This window comes from Planomonospora antibiotica (assembly GCF_014647955.1).
Classification (GTDB): Bacteria; Actinomycetota; Actinomycetes; order Streptosporangiales; family Streptosporangiaceae; genus Planomonospora; species Planomonospora parontospora.
Map to the genome: position 1 here is coordinate 1 of NZ_BMQE01000051.1, position 15,926 is coordinate 15,926.

The following is a 15,926-nucleotide window of genomic DNA, read 5'->3' on the forward strand; positions in this document are numbered from 1 at the left end:
CGTCCGGTACATCCGCTCCCCCACCGGACCCGACGAACCCGGCGAACCGAACGGACACGCCGCACCGAACGGACACGCCACGAACCGCTCCGCCGTCAACGCGCCGCGGTTCGCGTACCCCCGGGCCAGCTGGACCCCGGCGAGGTACAGCTCCCCGGGCACTCCCGCCGGGACCGGCCGCAGCCACCCGTCCAGCACGTAGGCGCGGGTGTTCCACACCGGACGGCCGATCGGCACGGTGGCCGCGCCCGGCTCGGGGCGGTGCTCCCACGCGGTGACGTCCACCGCGGCCTCGGTCGGGCCGTAGAGGTTGTGCACCGGTGCGCCCAGCCGCTCGGCGGCGCGGTCGGCGAGGTCCGGCGGGAGCACCTCACCGCTGCAGAGGACCCGGCGCAGCGGCCACGGGACTGCGCCGGGGGATCCCGTCCCCGCCCCGGAGCCCTCGCCGGCCGGCCCGAGGACGGCGTCGAGGAACGCGGCGAGCATCGACGGGACGAAGTGCACGGTCGTGATCCGCTCCTCACGGATGACCCGGGCGAGGTAGGCCGGGTCCCGGTGGCCGTCGGGGCGGGCGACGACCAGGGTCGCGCCTGCCTGGAGCGGCCAGAAGAACTCCCAGACCGACACGTCGAAGCCCGCCGGGGTCTTCTGCAGCACCCGGTCGCCGGGGCGCAGGCCGTACCGCGCCTGAGCCCAGCGCAGGCGGTTGACGATCGCGCCGTGGGTCACGACGACGCCCTTGGGCCGGCCGGTCGAGCCCGAGGTGTAGATCACGTAGGCCGGGTTCTCCGGGACGGCCCGCGCGTGCGGGACCCCCTCCGGACGGCCGGACGGGCCGGCCGCGGCCTCGGCCGGCCAGCTCTCGTCGATCACCAGGACCGGACGCGCGTCCTCCAGCATCGCGGCGACCCGCTCCTCCGGCAGGCCGGGATCGATCGGCAGGTAGGCGCCGCCCGCCTTGACCACCGCGTACATCGCGACGACCAGGTCCAGGGAGCGGGGCAGCCGCAGCCCCACCACCCGCTCGGGCCCGACGCCGTGCGCGGCCAGCAGCCGGGCCAGCCGGTCCGCGCGGGCGTCCAGTTCGGCGTAGCTCAGCTCTTCGTCCTCGGAGACCAACGCCGGCGCGTCCGGGGTGCGGGCCGCCTGCGCCTCGAACAGCTCGGCCAGCGTGCCGGGCGGCGGCCCGCCCGAAGCCCTCCTGATGGTCCCGTCCGAAGCCCTCCCGAAGGTTCCGTCCGGGGCGTCCGGCATGGTGGCGTTCCACTCCCGCAGGACCAGGTCCCGCTCGGCCGCCGGGAGCACGGCGAGCCGGGAGACGGGCGTCCGCGGTCCCGTTCCCCGTCCCGCGCCCGGCGCCCCCGGAGCTTCCCGCTGCACGCCCGGCACCTCCGGCGCTTCCCGCTCCGTGTCCCGCCCGGACCCGGTCTCCCCCGCCTCCGCCTCGGCGGCCAGCGTGCCGAGCAGGTGCCGGAACCGGTCCAGCAGGCGTACGGCCTCCGCCTCGGTGAACGCGTCCGGCCGGTACTGCAGGCGGAAGCGGATCCGCTCCCCCGGGATGACCAGCAGCGTGACCGGGTAGTGGGTCGCGTCCGCCACGTCCGCGGAGGCCAGCCGCAGGTCGCCGATCTCGGTGCGCGGGTCGACGGGGTAGTTCTCCATCACCAGCAGCGCGTCGAACAGGGGGCCGCGCCGGATCTCCGCCAGGCCGAGGTGGTGGTGGGGCAGCAGTTCGGCCTGCTCGTCGCGGAGCCTGCGCAGCAGGTCGCCGAGCGGCTCGTCCGGGCGGAGCCGTACCCGGACCGGGAGCGTGTTGACGAACAGGCCGACCATGCGCTCGACGCCGGGCAGCTCGGGTGGGCGGCCGGAGACCGTGCCGCCGAAGACGACGTCGTCGCGGCCGGTGAGCTGGGCGAGCAGCAGTCCGAAGGCGGCCTGCACGACCGTGTTCAGGGTCGTGGAACAGGCCCGGGCCAGCGCGGTCAGTCCCCGGCTCGGCCCGGCGCCGAGTTCGGCGGTGACGCGCTCGGGCGGGACGGGCACGGCGGAGGCCGCGAGGGCGGGCGCGACCAGCGTGGGCCCGTCCACCCCGTCGAGCGCCCGGTCCCACGCCTGCCGCGCCGCCGCCCGGTCCTGCCGGGCCAGCCAGGCCAGATGCTCCTTGTACGGCGGCGCGGGCGCGGGCTCCTCCCCGGTGTACAGCGCCAGCAGCTCGGCCGCCAGCAACGGCGTCGACCAGCCGTCCAGCACGATGTGGTGGTTGGTGAACACCAACCGGTGCCGCTCCGGCCCGAGCCGCACCAGCGCGAACCGCACCAGCGGCGGCCGCACCAGCTCGAAACGGCGCTCCCGCTCCCGGGCCGCCACCCGCTCCGGATCTGAGCCCTCCACCAGACGCCACGGCACCTCGACCCGCCGGTGCACCAGCTGGACCGGTTCGCCGGCGCGGAGCTCGAAGGAGGCGCGCAGCACGGGGTGCCTGGCGACCAGCCGGTCGGCGGCCCGCCGCAGCCTCGCCGCGTCGAGCGGGCCTTCCAGGTCGAGGGTGAGCTGGGCGGTGTAGACGTCAGTGTCGAGCAGCGAGTGGAAGAACAGGCCGTGCTGGAGGGGCGCGAGCGGCCAGGCGTCCTGGAGGCCGGGGCCGAGCTCGTCGAGGTCCCGCTGGGTCAGCGGCACCCGCACGTCCGACGGGGTGAGGCCGCCGCCGGTGTGCCGGGACAGGCCGGTGAGGGCCTGGGAGTACGCCTCGGCCAGGGCGGCGATCTCCTCCTCGGCGTAGTGCGCCCCGGCCCAGGTCCAGGTGAGGCGGAGGGTGCCGCCCAGGGCGACGGCGTCGATCTGGATCCCGTGCCGGAGCGGGGCCCCGGCGTCCCGGCCCCCGATCAGGCCGTCGCCGGCCGGTTCCCAGTCCTGCCCGGAGGCCGTGATCCGGCCGAGGTAGTTGAAGGCGATCTCCGCCTGCGGCAGGGCTGCGAGGACCGGGGCGGCGTCGGGGTCGAGGTGACGGAGCAGGCCGTAGCCCAGCGGGTCGGGCAGCGCCCGCAGCTGCTCCTTGACCCGCTTGACGGCCTCTCCGGCGGCGGGCCCACCCGCGGTGAGCTCGGCCCAGCCGGTCGTGCCCGCCTCGCCCGCGTCGATCCTGGCCGGGTGCAGGCAGGTGAACCAGCCGACGGTCCTGGACAGGTCCGTGCGGCCGGGAGGGCCGCCGGGAGGGCCTGCGGTCAGGTCGTGGCGGCCGTGTCCTTCGAGGTCGACCAGGAGGGAGCGTTCCCCGCGCCACCGCGCGACCGCCGCGGCGAGCCCGGCGAGCAGCACGTCGTCGGCCCGTCCGTGGAACGCCGCCGGGAGCCTGCCCAGCAACGGCTCGGTGACGTCGCGGGAGAGCTCCACGACCAGTTCGCGCCGCGAGTCCCACGTCCCCCATCCCGGAGCGGGGCCGCCCGGACCGCCGTACCGGCCGCCCGGACCGCCCAGACCATCCGGGCCACCCCCCGGGCCGCCCGCACCACCCTCCGGACCGCCCGGACCAGCCGCATCTCCGCCCGGACCAGCCGCATCTCCGCCCGCAGCACCCGCATCTCCGCCCGCAGCACCCGCGCCATCGCCTGAACCGTCCGCGTCGCCGTACGGCATGGGCGTGGAGTCCCGGGCCGCGGCCGGGACGCCGAGCACGCGCACCCAGTCGTCCAGTTCGCCGGCCCTGCGCCGGGCTTCGGCCTGGAGCATCCGCGCCCAGGTGCGGAACGAGACCGGCACCGGCGCCGGCACGGGGGTCTCGCCCCGCCCGGCCGCGTCCCAGGCCGCGAACAGATCCGGCAACAGGACCCGCCACGACACCCCGTCCACCGACAGGTGATGCACCGTCACCACCAACCGGCCCGACACCCCCGGACCCGCATCCAGCCACACCACCCGCACCATCCGGCCCGCCGCCGGATCCAGCTCCGCCCGCGACCGCGCCACCGCCTCGGCCACCACCCCCGCCCACACGCCCCGCCCACCGGGCCCGCCCGCCGGATCACCACCGGACCCGTCCGCCGGATCACCACCGGACCCACCCGCCGGATCACCACCGGACCCACCCGCCGGACCGCCGCCGGACCCGCCCGCCGACACGTCGACCGCCACCCGCCGCACGCACCCGGCCGCCCGCACCGCCCCCCGCGGAGCCACCTCCAGCACCCCGCCGCCCCCGCGCAGCGCCTCCACCCCCGAGCAGACCAGCCGCAACGCATCATGCCGGTCCAGTACGGCCTGCAACCCGGCCGTCAACGCCTCCGACCCCAGACCCGGCGGCACCCGCAGCACCACCGTCTGACTGAACCCGCCGATCGGCCCGTCGGCCTCCGCCAGCCACCGCATGATCGGAGTCGCGGGCAGCGGCCCCACCCCGTCGGTGTCCTCGGCCGCCTCCGGCCCGGTCTCCTCCGCGACGAGCGCCAGGGCCTCGGGGCTCCGGTGGCGGAACACCTGCCCCGGCGTGATCACCAGGCCCGCCTCGCGGGCCCGGGCGACGAGCCCGATCGCCAGGATGCTGTCCCCGCCCAGGTCGAAGAAGCCGTCGTCGGCGCAGACCCGGGACAGTCCGAGCACCTCGGCGAACAGCCCGCACAGCAGCCGCTCGCGGTCATCCGACGGTTCCCTGCCGCCGAGTTCCCAGGCCGGGGCGGGCAGCGCGGCCAGGTCCAGCTTGCCGTTGGCGTTGCGCGGCAGTTCGTCGAGGACGACGACGGCGCGGGGCACCATGTAGTCGGGCAGCGACCGCCGGGCGAACTCGCGCAGCGCGTCCGGATCCAGCGGACCCGCCGCGCCCGCCGGGCCCGCTGCCCCCTCCATCCTCACCGCACCCGGCGCGCCCACGGCATCCGCCGGGCCCTCGACGACTTCCGTGACTTCCGTCCTGACCTCATCCGCCGCATCCGCCGCATCCGCCGAACCGGCGACGTAGGCGACCAGCCGCCGGTCCCCCGGCCCGTCGGCGCGGGCCAGCACCACCGCCTGCCGGACCAGGGGGTGCGCCGCGAGCACCGCCTCGATCTCGCCGGGCTCGATGCGGAACCCCCGGATCTTGACCTGCTGGTCGGCCCGGCCCAGGTACTCCAGGCTGCCGTCGGCGCGCCACCGGACCAGGTCACCGGTGCGGTACATGCGCCCGCCCGGCGTGAACGGGTCCGCGACGAACCGTTCGGCGGTCAGGCCGGGCCGGCCGAGGTAGCCGCGGGCCACCGCGGGGCCGGAGACGTGGAGCTCCCCGGCCGTGCCGGGCGGGACCGGGCGCAGGGCGGCGTCGAGGACGTGCAGCCGGGCGCCGAGGACGGGGCGGCCGATCGGGGTGTCGTCCGGGGAGGTCAGCGGATCGCTGGTGGCGACCACGACGGTGGTCTCCGTCGGCCCGTAGACGTTGACCATGCGGCGGCCGGAGGCCCAGCGGCGGACCAGTTCCGGACGGCAGGCCTCGCCGCCGACCAGCAGGGTGCGCAGGTCCGGCAGCGGCGCCTCGGGAACCGTCGCCAGCGCCGCGGGCGTGACGAACGCGTGCGTGATCCGCGCCTCGGTGATGAACCGGCCCAGCGGCTCACCGCCGTACACGTCCGGGGGCGCCAGGACGAGGGCCGCGCCCGCGGAGAAGGCCATCAGCCACTCCAGCACCGCCCCATCGAAGCCGATCGAGGCGAACTGCAGCACGCGGCCGCCGGGGGTGACGGCGTACCGGTCGGTCCCGGTCCGCGCGTAGGCGGGCAGGCCGGCGTGGGTGACGACGACCCCCTTCGGGCGGCCGGTGGAACCGGAGGTGTAGACGACGTAGGCGGGGTGGCCGGGCAGGACCGGCCTCCCGGGGTCGGTCGCGGGCAGGCCCGCACCGTCCCAGACGTCCAGGTCGACGATCGCGGGAGCGGGCCTGCCGGACGCGCTCCCGGTTCCCGCCGCACCCTCCTCACCCGCATCCGGCCCGGCGATGTCCGCCCTGGCCGCATCCCGCCCGGCGGTGACCGGCGCGGCGGCGAGCAGCCCGGCGGTGAGCGGTCCGGTGGTCCCGCCTCCGGTGACCACGATCGGCGGGGCCGCGTCGGCGAGCATGGCCGCCAGCCGCTCGGCCGGGTGGCCGGGGTCGAGCGGCAGGTACGCGGCCCCGGACTTCAGGATGGCCAGGAACGCGACGACCATGTCGGCCGAGCGCGGGACCGACAGCCCGACGTGGCGCTCCGGGCCCGCGCCGAGGGCGATCAGGTGGTGCGCCAGCCGGTTGGCGCGGGCGTCCAGCTCGGCGTAGGTGAGCTCGGTCTCCCCCGCGACCAGCGCGACGGCCCCGGGAGTGCGCCGTACGTGCTCGGTGAACAGGTCCACGGCGGTGCCGCCCGGGACCTCTCCCGGTACGGAGCCCCAGCCGGCCAGCAGTTCCCGCTCCCGCCCGCCGAGCAGGTCGAGCTCACCGAGACGGCGGCCGGGACCGGCCTGGGCGATCCGGGACAGCAGGCGGAGGAACCGCCCGTGGTGCCCGGCCAGCTCGGCCTCGCCGTACAGGTCCGGGTGGCCGTCGAAGTCGACGCGGACGCCGCGGCCGTCGGAGCCGTCGTAGAGGTTGACCGACAGGTCCTCGACCGGGCCGGTGGCCAGCGGGTGGGCGGTGGCGGGGTGCCCGGCGAAGCTCAGGTCGTAGTCGAAGCGCATGATGTTGACCACCGGCCCGAACAGCCGCCCGCCCAGCTCGCGCCGCAGATCCTCGTACCGGTGCCGCTGGTGCACCAGGAGCCGCCCGACCTCCCGGTTGACCTGCCCGGCCAGCTCGCCGAGGGTCGTCTCCGGGCCCGCGGCCAGGCGCAGCGGGAGCACGTTGGAGAGCATGCCGGGGGTGCGGCGGGCGAGCGGGGTGGTCCGGGCGGTCACGGCCAGGCCGAGCACGGCCTCCCGGGCCCCGGTCATGCGGGCGACGTAGGCGGCGACGGCCGCGATCACGAGCCCGGAGACGGAGGTGCCGAATCCGGCCGCCGCCCGCTCCAGCGCGTCGGCCTCCCGGCGCTCCAGCGTCGCGCTCCGCCGCCGGAACCGGCAGGTGGGCGGGGCCGTCCCGGAAGCCGCCGCGAAAGCCGCCGTAGCGGCCGCCCCGGAAGCCGCACCCGCCCCCGGATCCGCCGCCGTCGCGGGCGTCACCGCCGAGAGCGACGGTACGGCGGGCAGCCCGGCCAGCCGGTCCAGCCAGTGGCGGCGGTCGGCCTCGTGCCGCGCGGAGGCGCGGTAGGCGGCGTCCTCGGCCAGCAGCTCGGCCATGGACCCCGCCTCGCCCGGCCCGGGATCGCGGCCCTCGGCCAGCGCGGTGTACACCTCGGCCAGCCTCCTGGCGACCATCGGCCCGCTGTAGCCGTCCATGACCACGTGGTGGCAGCGCAGATACCAGAAGTAGCGGTCGTCGGCCACCCGGAGCAGCGCGGTGGCCACGAGCGCGTCCCCGGGGAAGGGCGACTCCAGGTCCGCCCGCATCCACTCCAGCGCGGCGCGCTCGTCCCCCGGGTCCAGGAACGGGCAGTCCAGCTCCCGGATCCGCACCGTCTGCCCCGCGCCGGTGACACGCAGGTGCACGGCCTCGACGCCGCGCGCCGCCAGCCGGACCGCCGCGGCGAAGAGCACGGGGTCCACCGGTCCGGCGATCTCGATGTACTGGGCTATGCGGATCGGGTCGCCCGGGGAGATCATCTGGGCGCGCCAAATCCCGTCCTGGGCCGCGGACAATGGCAGGAGGGAATCCGAGTCGAGCACCGTCGCCACGCTTTCCATCTTTACCGGGACAATGTTTTTCAGGCGCGTAAGAGCACCTCGGAAAGGTGGGAACGCATTTTCCCCGACCACCTGCCCGCATTTGTTACCTGGCAGTGAATCACACGCCCGATCCGTCGAGCAACAATTCGAATTGTCACATGCCGCTAAAACCGCCTTCCCTTTTTTCGCGTTTCCCGACGACCGCGGGGGCGGATCTGAGGATGACGCGCGGCCGTACCGGCCGCCGGGTCCTGAGCACGACCTGGGGCCGGATCCGCGGGGTGCGCGCCGCCGGGTCACCGGGGACCGCCGGCCCGCCGGGGCCCGCCGGCGGCCGGGCGCCGCTCCGCCGGGCCGGGCCGCGCGGCGGACGGGCCGGGCCGCGCGACAGGCGCCCCGGCCACCAGACGGCGTCGCCGATGTCCAGGGTGAGCGCGGTGACCAGCACCGAGCGGACGACCATCGTGTCCAGCAGCACGCCCACCGCCACCGCGAAGGCGAGCTGCACGGTCTGGGAGAGCGGCAGCACGACGAGCACGGCGAAGGTGCCCGCGAGCACCACCCCGGCGGAGGTGATCACTCCGCCGGTCGCCTCCAGGCCGAGGATCGCGCCGCGCGCCGTACCGTGCCGGTGCGCCTCCTCGCGCACCCGGTGCATCAGGAAGATGTTGTAGTCGACGCCGAGCGCGACCAGGAACACGAAGACCAGCAGCACGAACCCCTGGTCCACCCCGGCGAAGCCGAACAGGTGGGTGAAGGCCAGCGCGCTGATCCCCAGCGTGGCCAGGAACGACACCACGACGGTGGCGAGCAGCAGCAGCGGCGCGACGAGCGAGCGCAGCAGCAGCGCCAGCACCGCGAAGACCACCAGCAGCACCAGCGGGATGATCACTGCGCGGTCGCGCTCCGCGCCCCGCTCCAGGTCGGCCATGAGCGCCGCGTTCCCGCCCACGTTCACGTCGGGCGCGGCCACGGCGCGCAGCCGGTCGCGTAGGGCGAGCACCTCGCGCCGCTCGGCGTCCCGGTCGCCGGACGGGCGCACGGTCACATTGAGCAGGACGTCGCCGTTGCCGGCCGCGCCCAGCGTGATCGCGGTGACCTCGGGCCGCTGCGCGGTGTCCAGGATCACGTCCCTGACGTACCGCTCCCCGGTGACCACCTGGACCGGGTCGGCTCCCCCCGCCGGGAAGTGCCGGGCCGCGACCTCCTGCCCGACGACGGAGTCCGGCCTGCCGAGGAACACGTCGGCGTTGCCCAGCCCGCCCTCCCGGTAGGCGGTCAGCCCGGCCGAGCAGACCGCCAGCACCGCGAGGGTGGCCAGCCACACCCGCCGGGGGTTCCGCGCGATCCCGCGCCCGAGCCTCCCCCAGAACGCGCCCCCGGCCGGCCGGTCGCCGCCGTGCGGGTCATAACGCGGGATCACCGGCCAGAACACCCAGCGGCCGCAGATCACCATGACGGCGGGGAGCAGCGTCATCATCGCGAGCATCGCGCCGGTCACGCCGACCGCCGACACCGGCCCCAGGCCCTTGGTGGAGTTGAGCTCGGCGGCCGTCAGGCAGAGCAGGCCCGCCACCACGGTCGCGGCGCTGGCCACGACGGCGGGCCCCGCGCGGCGCAGTGCGACCGCCATCGCCTCGTGCCGGTCGGCGTGCCTGCGCAGCTCCTCCCGGTAGCGGGCGACGATCAGCAGCGCGTAGTCGGTGCCCGCCCCGATGACCAGGACCATCAGCAGCGAGACCGCGACGCTGCTGACCGTGACGACCTCCGCCGCGGCCAGGGCCCGGTTCACGCCCATGGCGACGACCAGGCCGACCAGCACGGCGCCGAGCGGCAGCAGCCAGAGCACGGCGCTGCGGTAGGTGACCAGCAGCACGACCACCGCCACGCCCAGGGCGGCCAGCAGCAGGTCGGTGTCCACGGTGGAGAAGACCGCCAGCGCGTCGGCCTGGAAGCCGACCAGCCCGGTGATGTGCGCGGCCAGCCCGGCGGGCCGCCCGGCGTCGACGACCCGTCGCACCCGCTCGACGATCTGCGCCGTCTCCCGCCCGCCGTGGTCGCGCACCACGACCGCGACCTGGACCGCCTCGCCGTCCCGGGAGCGTTCCGCGGCGAGCAGGTCGATCGTCTTCTTCACCTCCGGGATCCGGAGCTTCTCCTCGACCGCGCGCAGCCCCTCCGGCAGCCGCCCCTTCGCGTCCCGGTACGGTTCCAGCTCCCGGTCCAGGTCGCGGCGGTCGAAACTCCTGCCGCCGGTCGGCGCGGGCAGCTCGGCGACGACCCCCTCGGTCCGGGCGAGTTCCTCCAGGTCGCGGGCGATCGCGGCCTCGTCGGCCTCGGTCACGCCGCCGCGCCGCTCGTAGACGACCGTGGCCGGGGCGAGGCTCTCCCCCTGCATGCCGAGGATGCGCTCGACCGCCCGCGCGGAGTCGGCGCTGCCGGGCAGGTAGGCGGCGAGGTCGTCCTTCTGCACCGACTCCAGCCCCGCCGCGGAGGACCCGGCCACGGCGACGACGCCCAGCCAGACGGCCAGCACCACCCACTTGGCCCGCCGGCCGCACAGCAGGCCGAGCAGCGCGCCGGGCAGCCGTGCCGCCGACCGCGCGACCGACCGCGCGGACGGCCGGGTGCCCGGACGGCCGGACGGCCGCCCGTCCGTCCCGGCGGCCGTCCGAGTGGTCATCAGCGGGCGCTCAGCCTGCTCCGCAGGTGGTCGGCCATGGCCGCGACCGTCGGGTGCTCCCAGGCGAGGGTCGGCTCGACCGCGAGCCCGTACTCCGCCTCGATGTCGCCGCACAGTCCCAGCGAGTAGACCGAGTCCATGCCGTACTGGGCGATCGGGACCAGCGGGTCGATCTCCTCCGGCGGCCGTACGACGTAGGCCGCCACCCGGGCCCGCAACCAGTCCCGGATGCCCTCCAGATCGACGGCGACCCCGGCGTCAGCGGACATGCTCACTCTCCCTCCCCATCCTGCGCGGTCCCCGGTGCGGCCCGCCCCGTTCCCCCCGTGGCGTCCCCCGCCGCCGCGGTCCCGGCGATCCCGGCGGTCCCGGCGGCCAGGGCGTCGCGCGCGGTCCCGGCGAGCTCGGCGTGCACGACGGGGAGCAGCCCGGTCAGCAGCAGCTCACGGGTCCGGGAGCGCTGGATCTTGCCGCTGGTGGTCCGGCCCACTCCGCCGCGCTCGACCAGCACCACGCTCAGCGAGCCGACTCCGAACGCGCGGGCCAGCTCGCCCTGGACCCGGCGGGCCATCCCGGCCACCGCGTCCCCGGCGTCCCCGGCGTCCCCGGCGTCCCCGTCCTCGCCGCCGTGCCCGGAACCGCCCGCGTGCCCGGAACCGCCGACCTGCCCGGAACCACCCGCGTGCCCGGAACCGCCCGCGTGCCCGGCGCTCCCGGCGAGGCGTTCCCGCCTGACCTCCTGCACCACCACCACGTGCTCTTCCGCGGGACCGTCCTCCGGCCCGATCCCGAAGGCCGCCGCCGCGCCCAGCGCCGGATGCACCCCGCGGGCCGCCTCCTCCAGGTCCTGCGGGTAGAGGTTGCGCCCCTTGACGATGATCACGTCCTTGATCCGGCCGGTGACGTAGAGCTCGCCGTCCAGCAGGAAGCCGAGGTCCCCGGTCCGCAGGAACGGCCCCTCCCCGGAGGCCGTACGGCCCGCGAAGGCGGCGCCGGTGGCCTCGTCCCGCTGCCAGTACCCCCGGGCGACGCTCCCGCCCCGCACCCAGATCTCGCCGACCCGCCCCTCCCCCAGCCGCTCGCGGGTCTCGGGGTCGACGACGTCCACGGTCATGGTGACCGGCCGCCCGCAGCCGACCAGCTCGACGCCCGTCTCCGCGGGGACCGCCTCGTGCCGCTCCAGCGCCGCCGCGTCGAACCGGCGGATCGTCGGCCCCCGTCCCACCGGGGTGGCGGTGATCACCAGGGTCGCCTCCGCCATGCCGTACGCCGGGGCCCAGACCCGCTCGCCGAAGCCGATCGGGCCGAAGCGGCGGACCATGGTGCGCAGCGTGCCGGCACGGACCGGTTCGGCGCCGTTGAGCGCGAACTTCAGGCTGGACAGGTCCAGGCCGGCCGCCTGGGCGTCCGTGACCCGGGCGGCGCACCACTCGTAGGCGAAGTTCGGCGCGACGGTGTACTCCGCCCGGTAGCGGCTGATCATCTCCAGCCAGAGGGCGGGTCGCATGACGAACGCGACCGGGGAGGCGAAGTACAGGTCGCCGCCGGCGTAGACCGGCTGGAGCAGCATGCCGATGAGCCCCATGTCGTGGTAGTGCGGCAGCCAGCCGACCCCGACGCCCTCGGTGGGCGAGCCGATGGCCCGCCAGATCTCGTTCCCGTTGTGCAGCAGGTTGGCGTGGGTGATCATGACGCCGCGCGGCTCGCTGGTGGATCCGGAGGTGTACTGCAGGTAGGCCAGGGTGTCCGGGCCGATCTCCGGTTCGGTCCACTCGTCCGGCTCGGGCAGGTCGAGGGTGTCGGTGGCGACGCACTCCACCGTGCCGTCGAGGCCGGCCTCGCGCAGCCAGGCGGTCAGCGGGCCGTGGTCGGCCGCGCCGGTCAGCACCAGCCGGACGTCGGCGTCCTTGATGATCCCCGCGGCCCGTTCCAGCGCGCGGGGATCGGTCTGCGGGAGCGGCGAGGGCACCGCGACCACCCTGGAGTACAGGCAGCCGAGGAAGACGGCCAGGAACTCCAGCCCCGCGGGGTGGAGCAGCAGCACCGTCCGGTCCTCCATCCGCCGCCGGGCCAGCCACGCCCCCAGCGACCTGGCCCGCGCGTCGAGCCCGGCGAAGGTCAGCCGGCTCTCGGAGAGCTCCCCGGCCCGGTCCTCCACGAAGGTGTAGGACCGCTCGTGCCCGTGTCTTGCGGCCTGCGCGCGTACCCGCTGCACAAAGGACATCTGGTCATCTCCTGCGACGGCGAGACACCCCAACCTAGGAGGATCCGCCGGGCGGTCACAGGCTCGCCCCGCACAAGCCGCGGGCCGGTTTTACGCCGAAAGTTAGTAGCTTCGCCCCTCCCGTCCCGAGCTGATCATCTTCATCCCGCGATGTTAGGCCGTCCTCGCCTGCTGCTGCGCGACGCCGGCCGCGTGCTGCTCGAGGCGGCCCCCGCCGGGGTGGACCCGGTCGAGGTGGGCTCCGCGCTCACCGCCCACGCCGACGTCACCGCCGTCGAGGACCTGCACGTGTGGACCGTCACCAGCGGCTTCCCCGCACTGTCGGCGCACGTGACCGTACGGCCGGGCGGCGACTGCCACCGGATCCGCCGCGAGCTGGCCGACCTGCTGCACGAGCGCTTCCACATCGACCACAGCACCCTGCAGGTCGACCACGTCCCCGGCAGGTCCTGCCGGATCACCGCCGCCTGATCGCCGGCGGCCCCTGCGGCTCCGGCGGCCTCCGGCACCGGGAGCCCCGGCCCTTGCGGTCTCAGGCCTCCAGGCAGACCCGGAACATCCTCGTCAGCCGCTCGACCACGACCTCGTGATCCGGCATCTCGATCGCCTCGGGGCCGTAGAGCTGGCGGAACGTGCCGGAGCCGGTGACGAGGGCGGTGGCGACGGCGGCCCGCAACCGGGCGTCCGCACCGGACAACCGCGCGGCGAGCGGCTCCATGATCGCCGAGTTGACCCGGTCCCGCAGGATGCCGTGGATCTCCGGGCTCGCCGACGAGCGGGCGAGCGCCTCCAGCACCGGGCTGCCCCGGTCGGAGCGGAGCCGCTCGGCGACGTACTCCGCCAGGCGCCGGGGCAGCTCCTCCTCGGGCCCGTCCAGCACGCCGGGGAAGCGCCCCTGCAGGGCGAGCACCTCGGCGAACAGCTCCCGCTTGCTGCCGAAGTAGCGGTTGATCAGGGCGATGTTGGCGTCCGCCTCGGCCGCGATCAGGCGCATCGTCACATGGTCGTAGCCGTGCTCGGCGAACAGGCGCCGAGCGGCCTCCAGAATGCGCCGCCGGGTGTCCTCCCGGCAGCGGCGCCGTCCCTCGTCCACGCGTCCGATCCTTCCAGATTTGACGGAGTAAACAGGCGTCTACTAACTTCATATGCATCGTACATGCAATGGGGGACGGTTCATGCTGACCGAACAACAGGTCCAGGCCGCGGAGAGACCGCACTTCACGCACAAGCAGGTGCTGGAGATCCTGGCCGGGCTCATGCTCGCCATGCTGACGTCGATGATCTCGACGTCCGTGGTGGGCACCGCGCTGCCGACGATCGTCGGCACCCTCGGCGGTCAGGACCAGCTCGCCTGGGTCGCCAGCGCCACGCTGCTCACCATGACCGCCTCCACCCCGCTCTGGGGCAAGCTCTCCGACCTCTACGGCCGCAAGCTGATGTTCCAGACCTCACTGGTGATCTTCGCGGTCTCCTCGGTCGCGGCGGGCTTCTCCCAGGACATGGCGCAGCTCATCGTCGCGCGGGCCGTACAGGGCATCGGCGCCGGCGGTCTCGCCGCGCTCCCCCAGATCATCCTCGGCGACGTGGTCGAGCCCCGCGAGCGCGGCCGCTACTCCGGCTACATCGGCGCGGTCTTCGGCGTCTCCACCGTCGCCGGGCCGCTGCTCGGCGGCTTCATCGTCGACAGCATGTCCTGGCGCTGGACGTTCTGGATCTGCGTGCCGCTGGCCGTGGTCGCGTTCGTCGTCATCCAGAAGGTCCTCAAGCTGCCGTTCGTCCGCCGCGACGCCAGGGTCGACTGGTGGGGGGCGACCTTCATCACCGGCGGGACCACCGCGCTGATGCTGCTGCTCTCCCTGGGCGGCCAGGAGTTCGACTGGAACTCCGGCTGGACCTACGGCCTGGGCGCCCTCAGCGCCGCGATGTTCGGCCTGGCCGTCCTCGCCGAGCGCAGGGCCGCCGACCCGATCCTGCCCCCGCGCCTGTTCGGCGACCGCACCTTCGTGCTCTCCAGCCTCGCCTCCCTGCTCGTCGGCGCCTCGATGTTCGGCGCCATGATGTTCCTGCCGCAGTATCTGCAGATCGTCAAGGGCATGAGCCCGACCGGCTCCGGCCTGATGACCCTGCCCATGGTCTTCGGCCTGCTCGCCGCCTCGATCGTGATCGGCCGGCTCGTCAGCCGGACCGGCCGCTGGAAGGCCTACCCGATCGGCGGCATGCTGCTCGTCGCGCTCGGGCTGTTCCTGCTCTCCCGGCTGCACGTCGACAGCTCGCTGCTGGTCGTCGGCGTGGACAACGCGGTGATCGGCATCGGCCTCGGCGCCTCCATGCAGATCCTGATCCTGGCCGCGCAGAACGCGGTGCCCCGCGGCGACCTGGCCGTCGCCACCTCGGGCGTGGGCTTCTTCCGCTCCCTGGGCGGCGCGGTCGGGGTGGCGGCCTTCGGCGCGATCCTGTCCAACCGGCTCGGCTCGGAGCTGGCCTCCCTGGCCAAGGCCGCGCACCTGCCGCTGGACAGCGGCGCGTCCTCCACCCTGGGCTCCCCGGAGGCCATCCGGCACCTGCCGGCCCCGGTCCTGGAGGTCATCCTGGAGGCCTTCACCCGGGCCCTGCAGACCGTCTTCCTGGTCGGCGTCCCGATCGCGGTCCTGGGCGCGGTGGCCGCGCTGCTGCTGAAGGAGATCCCGCTGCGCTCCGCGCAGGCTCCCAAGCCCGCCCCCGCCTCCGCTCCGGCCGGCTGACCCCGGCCGCCCCTCTCCCGCCGGCCGGTCCGGCGTCTCCGCTCCCGCCGGCCCGTGTCCCACCCGCCCGCGGCTCCGGCCGGCGTCTCCGCGGCTGAAGGGCCCGGACCTCTCGTCAGGTCCGGGCCCTTCCCGCGTACGGCTCCTGCGCGGTGCGGGCGAGCCTCAGATGACGTCGCCCCGGGTCGATCCCCCGCTCCGCGCGTGGGTGTCCGTACGGTGGTGCTGCTGCTTGCGCATGCCCGCCAGCCCGAGCAGACCCGCCAGTCCGAGCAGACCCCACAGGCCGGCGTTTCCGCCGTCGTCCTGCTGCTGCTGGGGCTGCGGGGTGGCCGCCGTCGCGAACGCGTCGGCGGACGCGCTCGCCGGGGCGAACGCGAGGAGCACGGCGAGTCCTGTTCCTGCGATGGCCTTTCTCATGGTGATCCCCCGATCTGGAACGGCTCCGCGACGTCGCCGAGCCGCTTTCGCCCATCCCGCGGAGGCCGGTTGCACCCCCCCGCACAGGACGGACTACGGAATTTCC

General features: G+C 75.2%; 8 protein-coding genes. 2 read left to right on the plus strand and 6 right to left on the minus strand.

Annotation, left to right across the window (positions count from 1 at the left end; genetic code table 11):
- The 4 genes from IEZ06_RS30245 to IEZ06_RS30260 form a co-directional block, all read right to left on the minus strand.
- Positions 1-7,725: non-ribosomal peptide synthetase (locus tag IEZ06_RS30245; protein WP_189240100.1), on the minus strand; the 7,725-nt coding region annotated here is incomplete at its 3' end.
- A 181-nt stretch (positions 7,726-7,906) separates the two neighbouring features.
- Positions 7,907-10,435 (minus strand): MMPL family transporter, encoded by a 2,529-nt coding sequence (locus IEZ06_RS30250; protein WP_189240101.1) that lies wholly within the window; start codon positions 10,433-10,435, stop codon positions 7,907-7,909.
- On the minus strand, positions 10,435-10,704 hold the full coding sequence (locus tag IEZ06_RS30255; protein WP_189240102.1) for an acyl carrier protein: 270 nt from the start codon (positions 10,702-10,704) through the stop codon (positions 10,435-10,437). The genes IEZ06_RS30250 and IEZ06_RS30255 overlap by 1 nt, the downstream gene beginning before the upstream one ends.
- Before the next feature lie 2 nt (positions 10,705-10,706).
- A complete protein-coding gene (locus IEZ06_RS30260) occupies positions 10,707-12,659 on the minus strand; it encodes a fatty acyl-AMP ligase (RefSeq protein WP_189240103.1) in 1,953 nt (650 codons plus the stop codon).
- A 150-nt stretch (positions 12,660-12,809) separates the two neighbouring features.
- Between IEZ06_RS30260 and IEZ06_RS30265 the strand changes: the two genes are divergently transcribed.
- Entirely contained in the window at positions 12,810-13,130 is a 321-nt protein-coding gene (locus tag IEZ06_RS30265) for a cation transporter dimerization domain-containing protein (RefSeq protein ID WP_189240104.1), read from the plus strand.
- 61 nt (positions 13,131-13,191) lie between these two features.
- Here the strand turns inward: IEZ06_RS30265 and IEZ06_RS30270 are convergent, their stop codons facing one another.
- On the minus strand, positions 13,192-13,752 hold the full coding sequence (locus IEZ06_RS30270) for a TetR/AcrR family transcriptional regulator (protein ID WP_189240105.1): 561 nt from the start codon (positions 13,750-13,752) through the stop codon (positions 13,192-13,194).
- Between the two features lie 82 nt (positions 13,753-13,834).
- Here IEZ06_RS30270 and IEZ06_RS30275 point away from each other — a divergent pair, with 82 nt between their 5' ends.
- The gene (locus tag IEZ06_RS30275) at positions 13,835-15,400 is read left to right on the plus strand and encodes an MDR family MFS transporter (RefSeq protein WP_189240106.1); all 1,566 of its coding nucleotides are present in this window, start codon (positions 13,835-13,837) and stop codon (positions 15,398-15,400) included.
- A gap of 165 nt (positions 15,401-15,565) precedes the next feature.
- Here the strand turns inward: IEZ06_RS30275 and IEZ06_RS30280 are convergent, their stop codons facing one another.
- Positions 15,566-15,820 carry a WGxxGxxG family protein gene (locus tag IEZ06_RS30280; RefSeq protein WP_189240107.1) on the minus strand — a complete coding sequence of 85 codons (255 nt, stop codon included), beginning with the start codon at positions 15,818-15,820 and terminating at the stop codon, positions 15,566-15,568.
- Positions 15,821-15,926 lie beyond the last annotated feature (106 nt).

Bases quoted from the DNA above. Each gene is read 5' to 3' on its own strand.
- IEZ06_RS30250 (WP_189240101.1), bottom strand. From the start codon at position 10,435: ATGACCACTCGGACGGCCGCCGGGACGGACGGGCGGCCGTCCGGCCGT.
- IEZ06_RS30255 (WP_189240102.1), bottom strand. From the start codon at position 10,704: ATGTCCGCTGACGCCGGGGTCGCCGTCGATCTGGAGGGCATCCGGGAC.
- IEZ06_RS30260 (WP_189240103.1), bottom strand. From the start codon at position 12,659: ATGTCCTTTGTGCAGCGGGTACGCGCGCAGGCCGCAAGACACGGGCAC.
- IEZ06_RS30265 (WP_189240104.1), top strand. From the start codon at position 12,810: ATGTTAGGCCGTCCTCGCCTGCTGCTGCGCGACGCCGGCCGCGTGCTG.
- IEZ06_RS30275 (WP_189240106.1), top strand. From the start codon at position 13,835: ATGCTGACCGAACAACAGGTCCAGGCCGCGGAGAGACCGCACTTCACG.
- IEZ06_RS30280 (WP_189240107.1), bottom strand. From the start codon at position 15,820: ATGAGAAAGGCCATCGCAGGAACAGGACTCGCCGTGCTCCTCGCGTTC.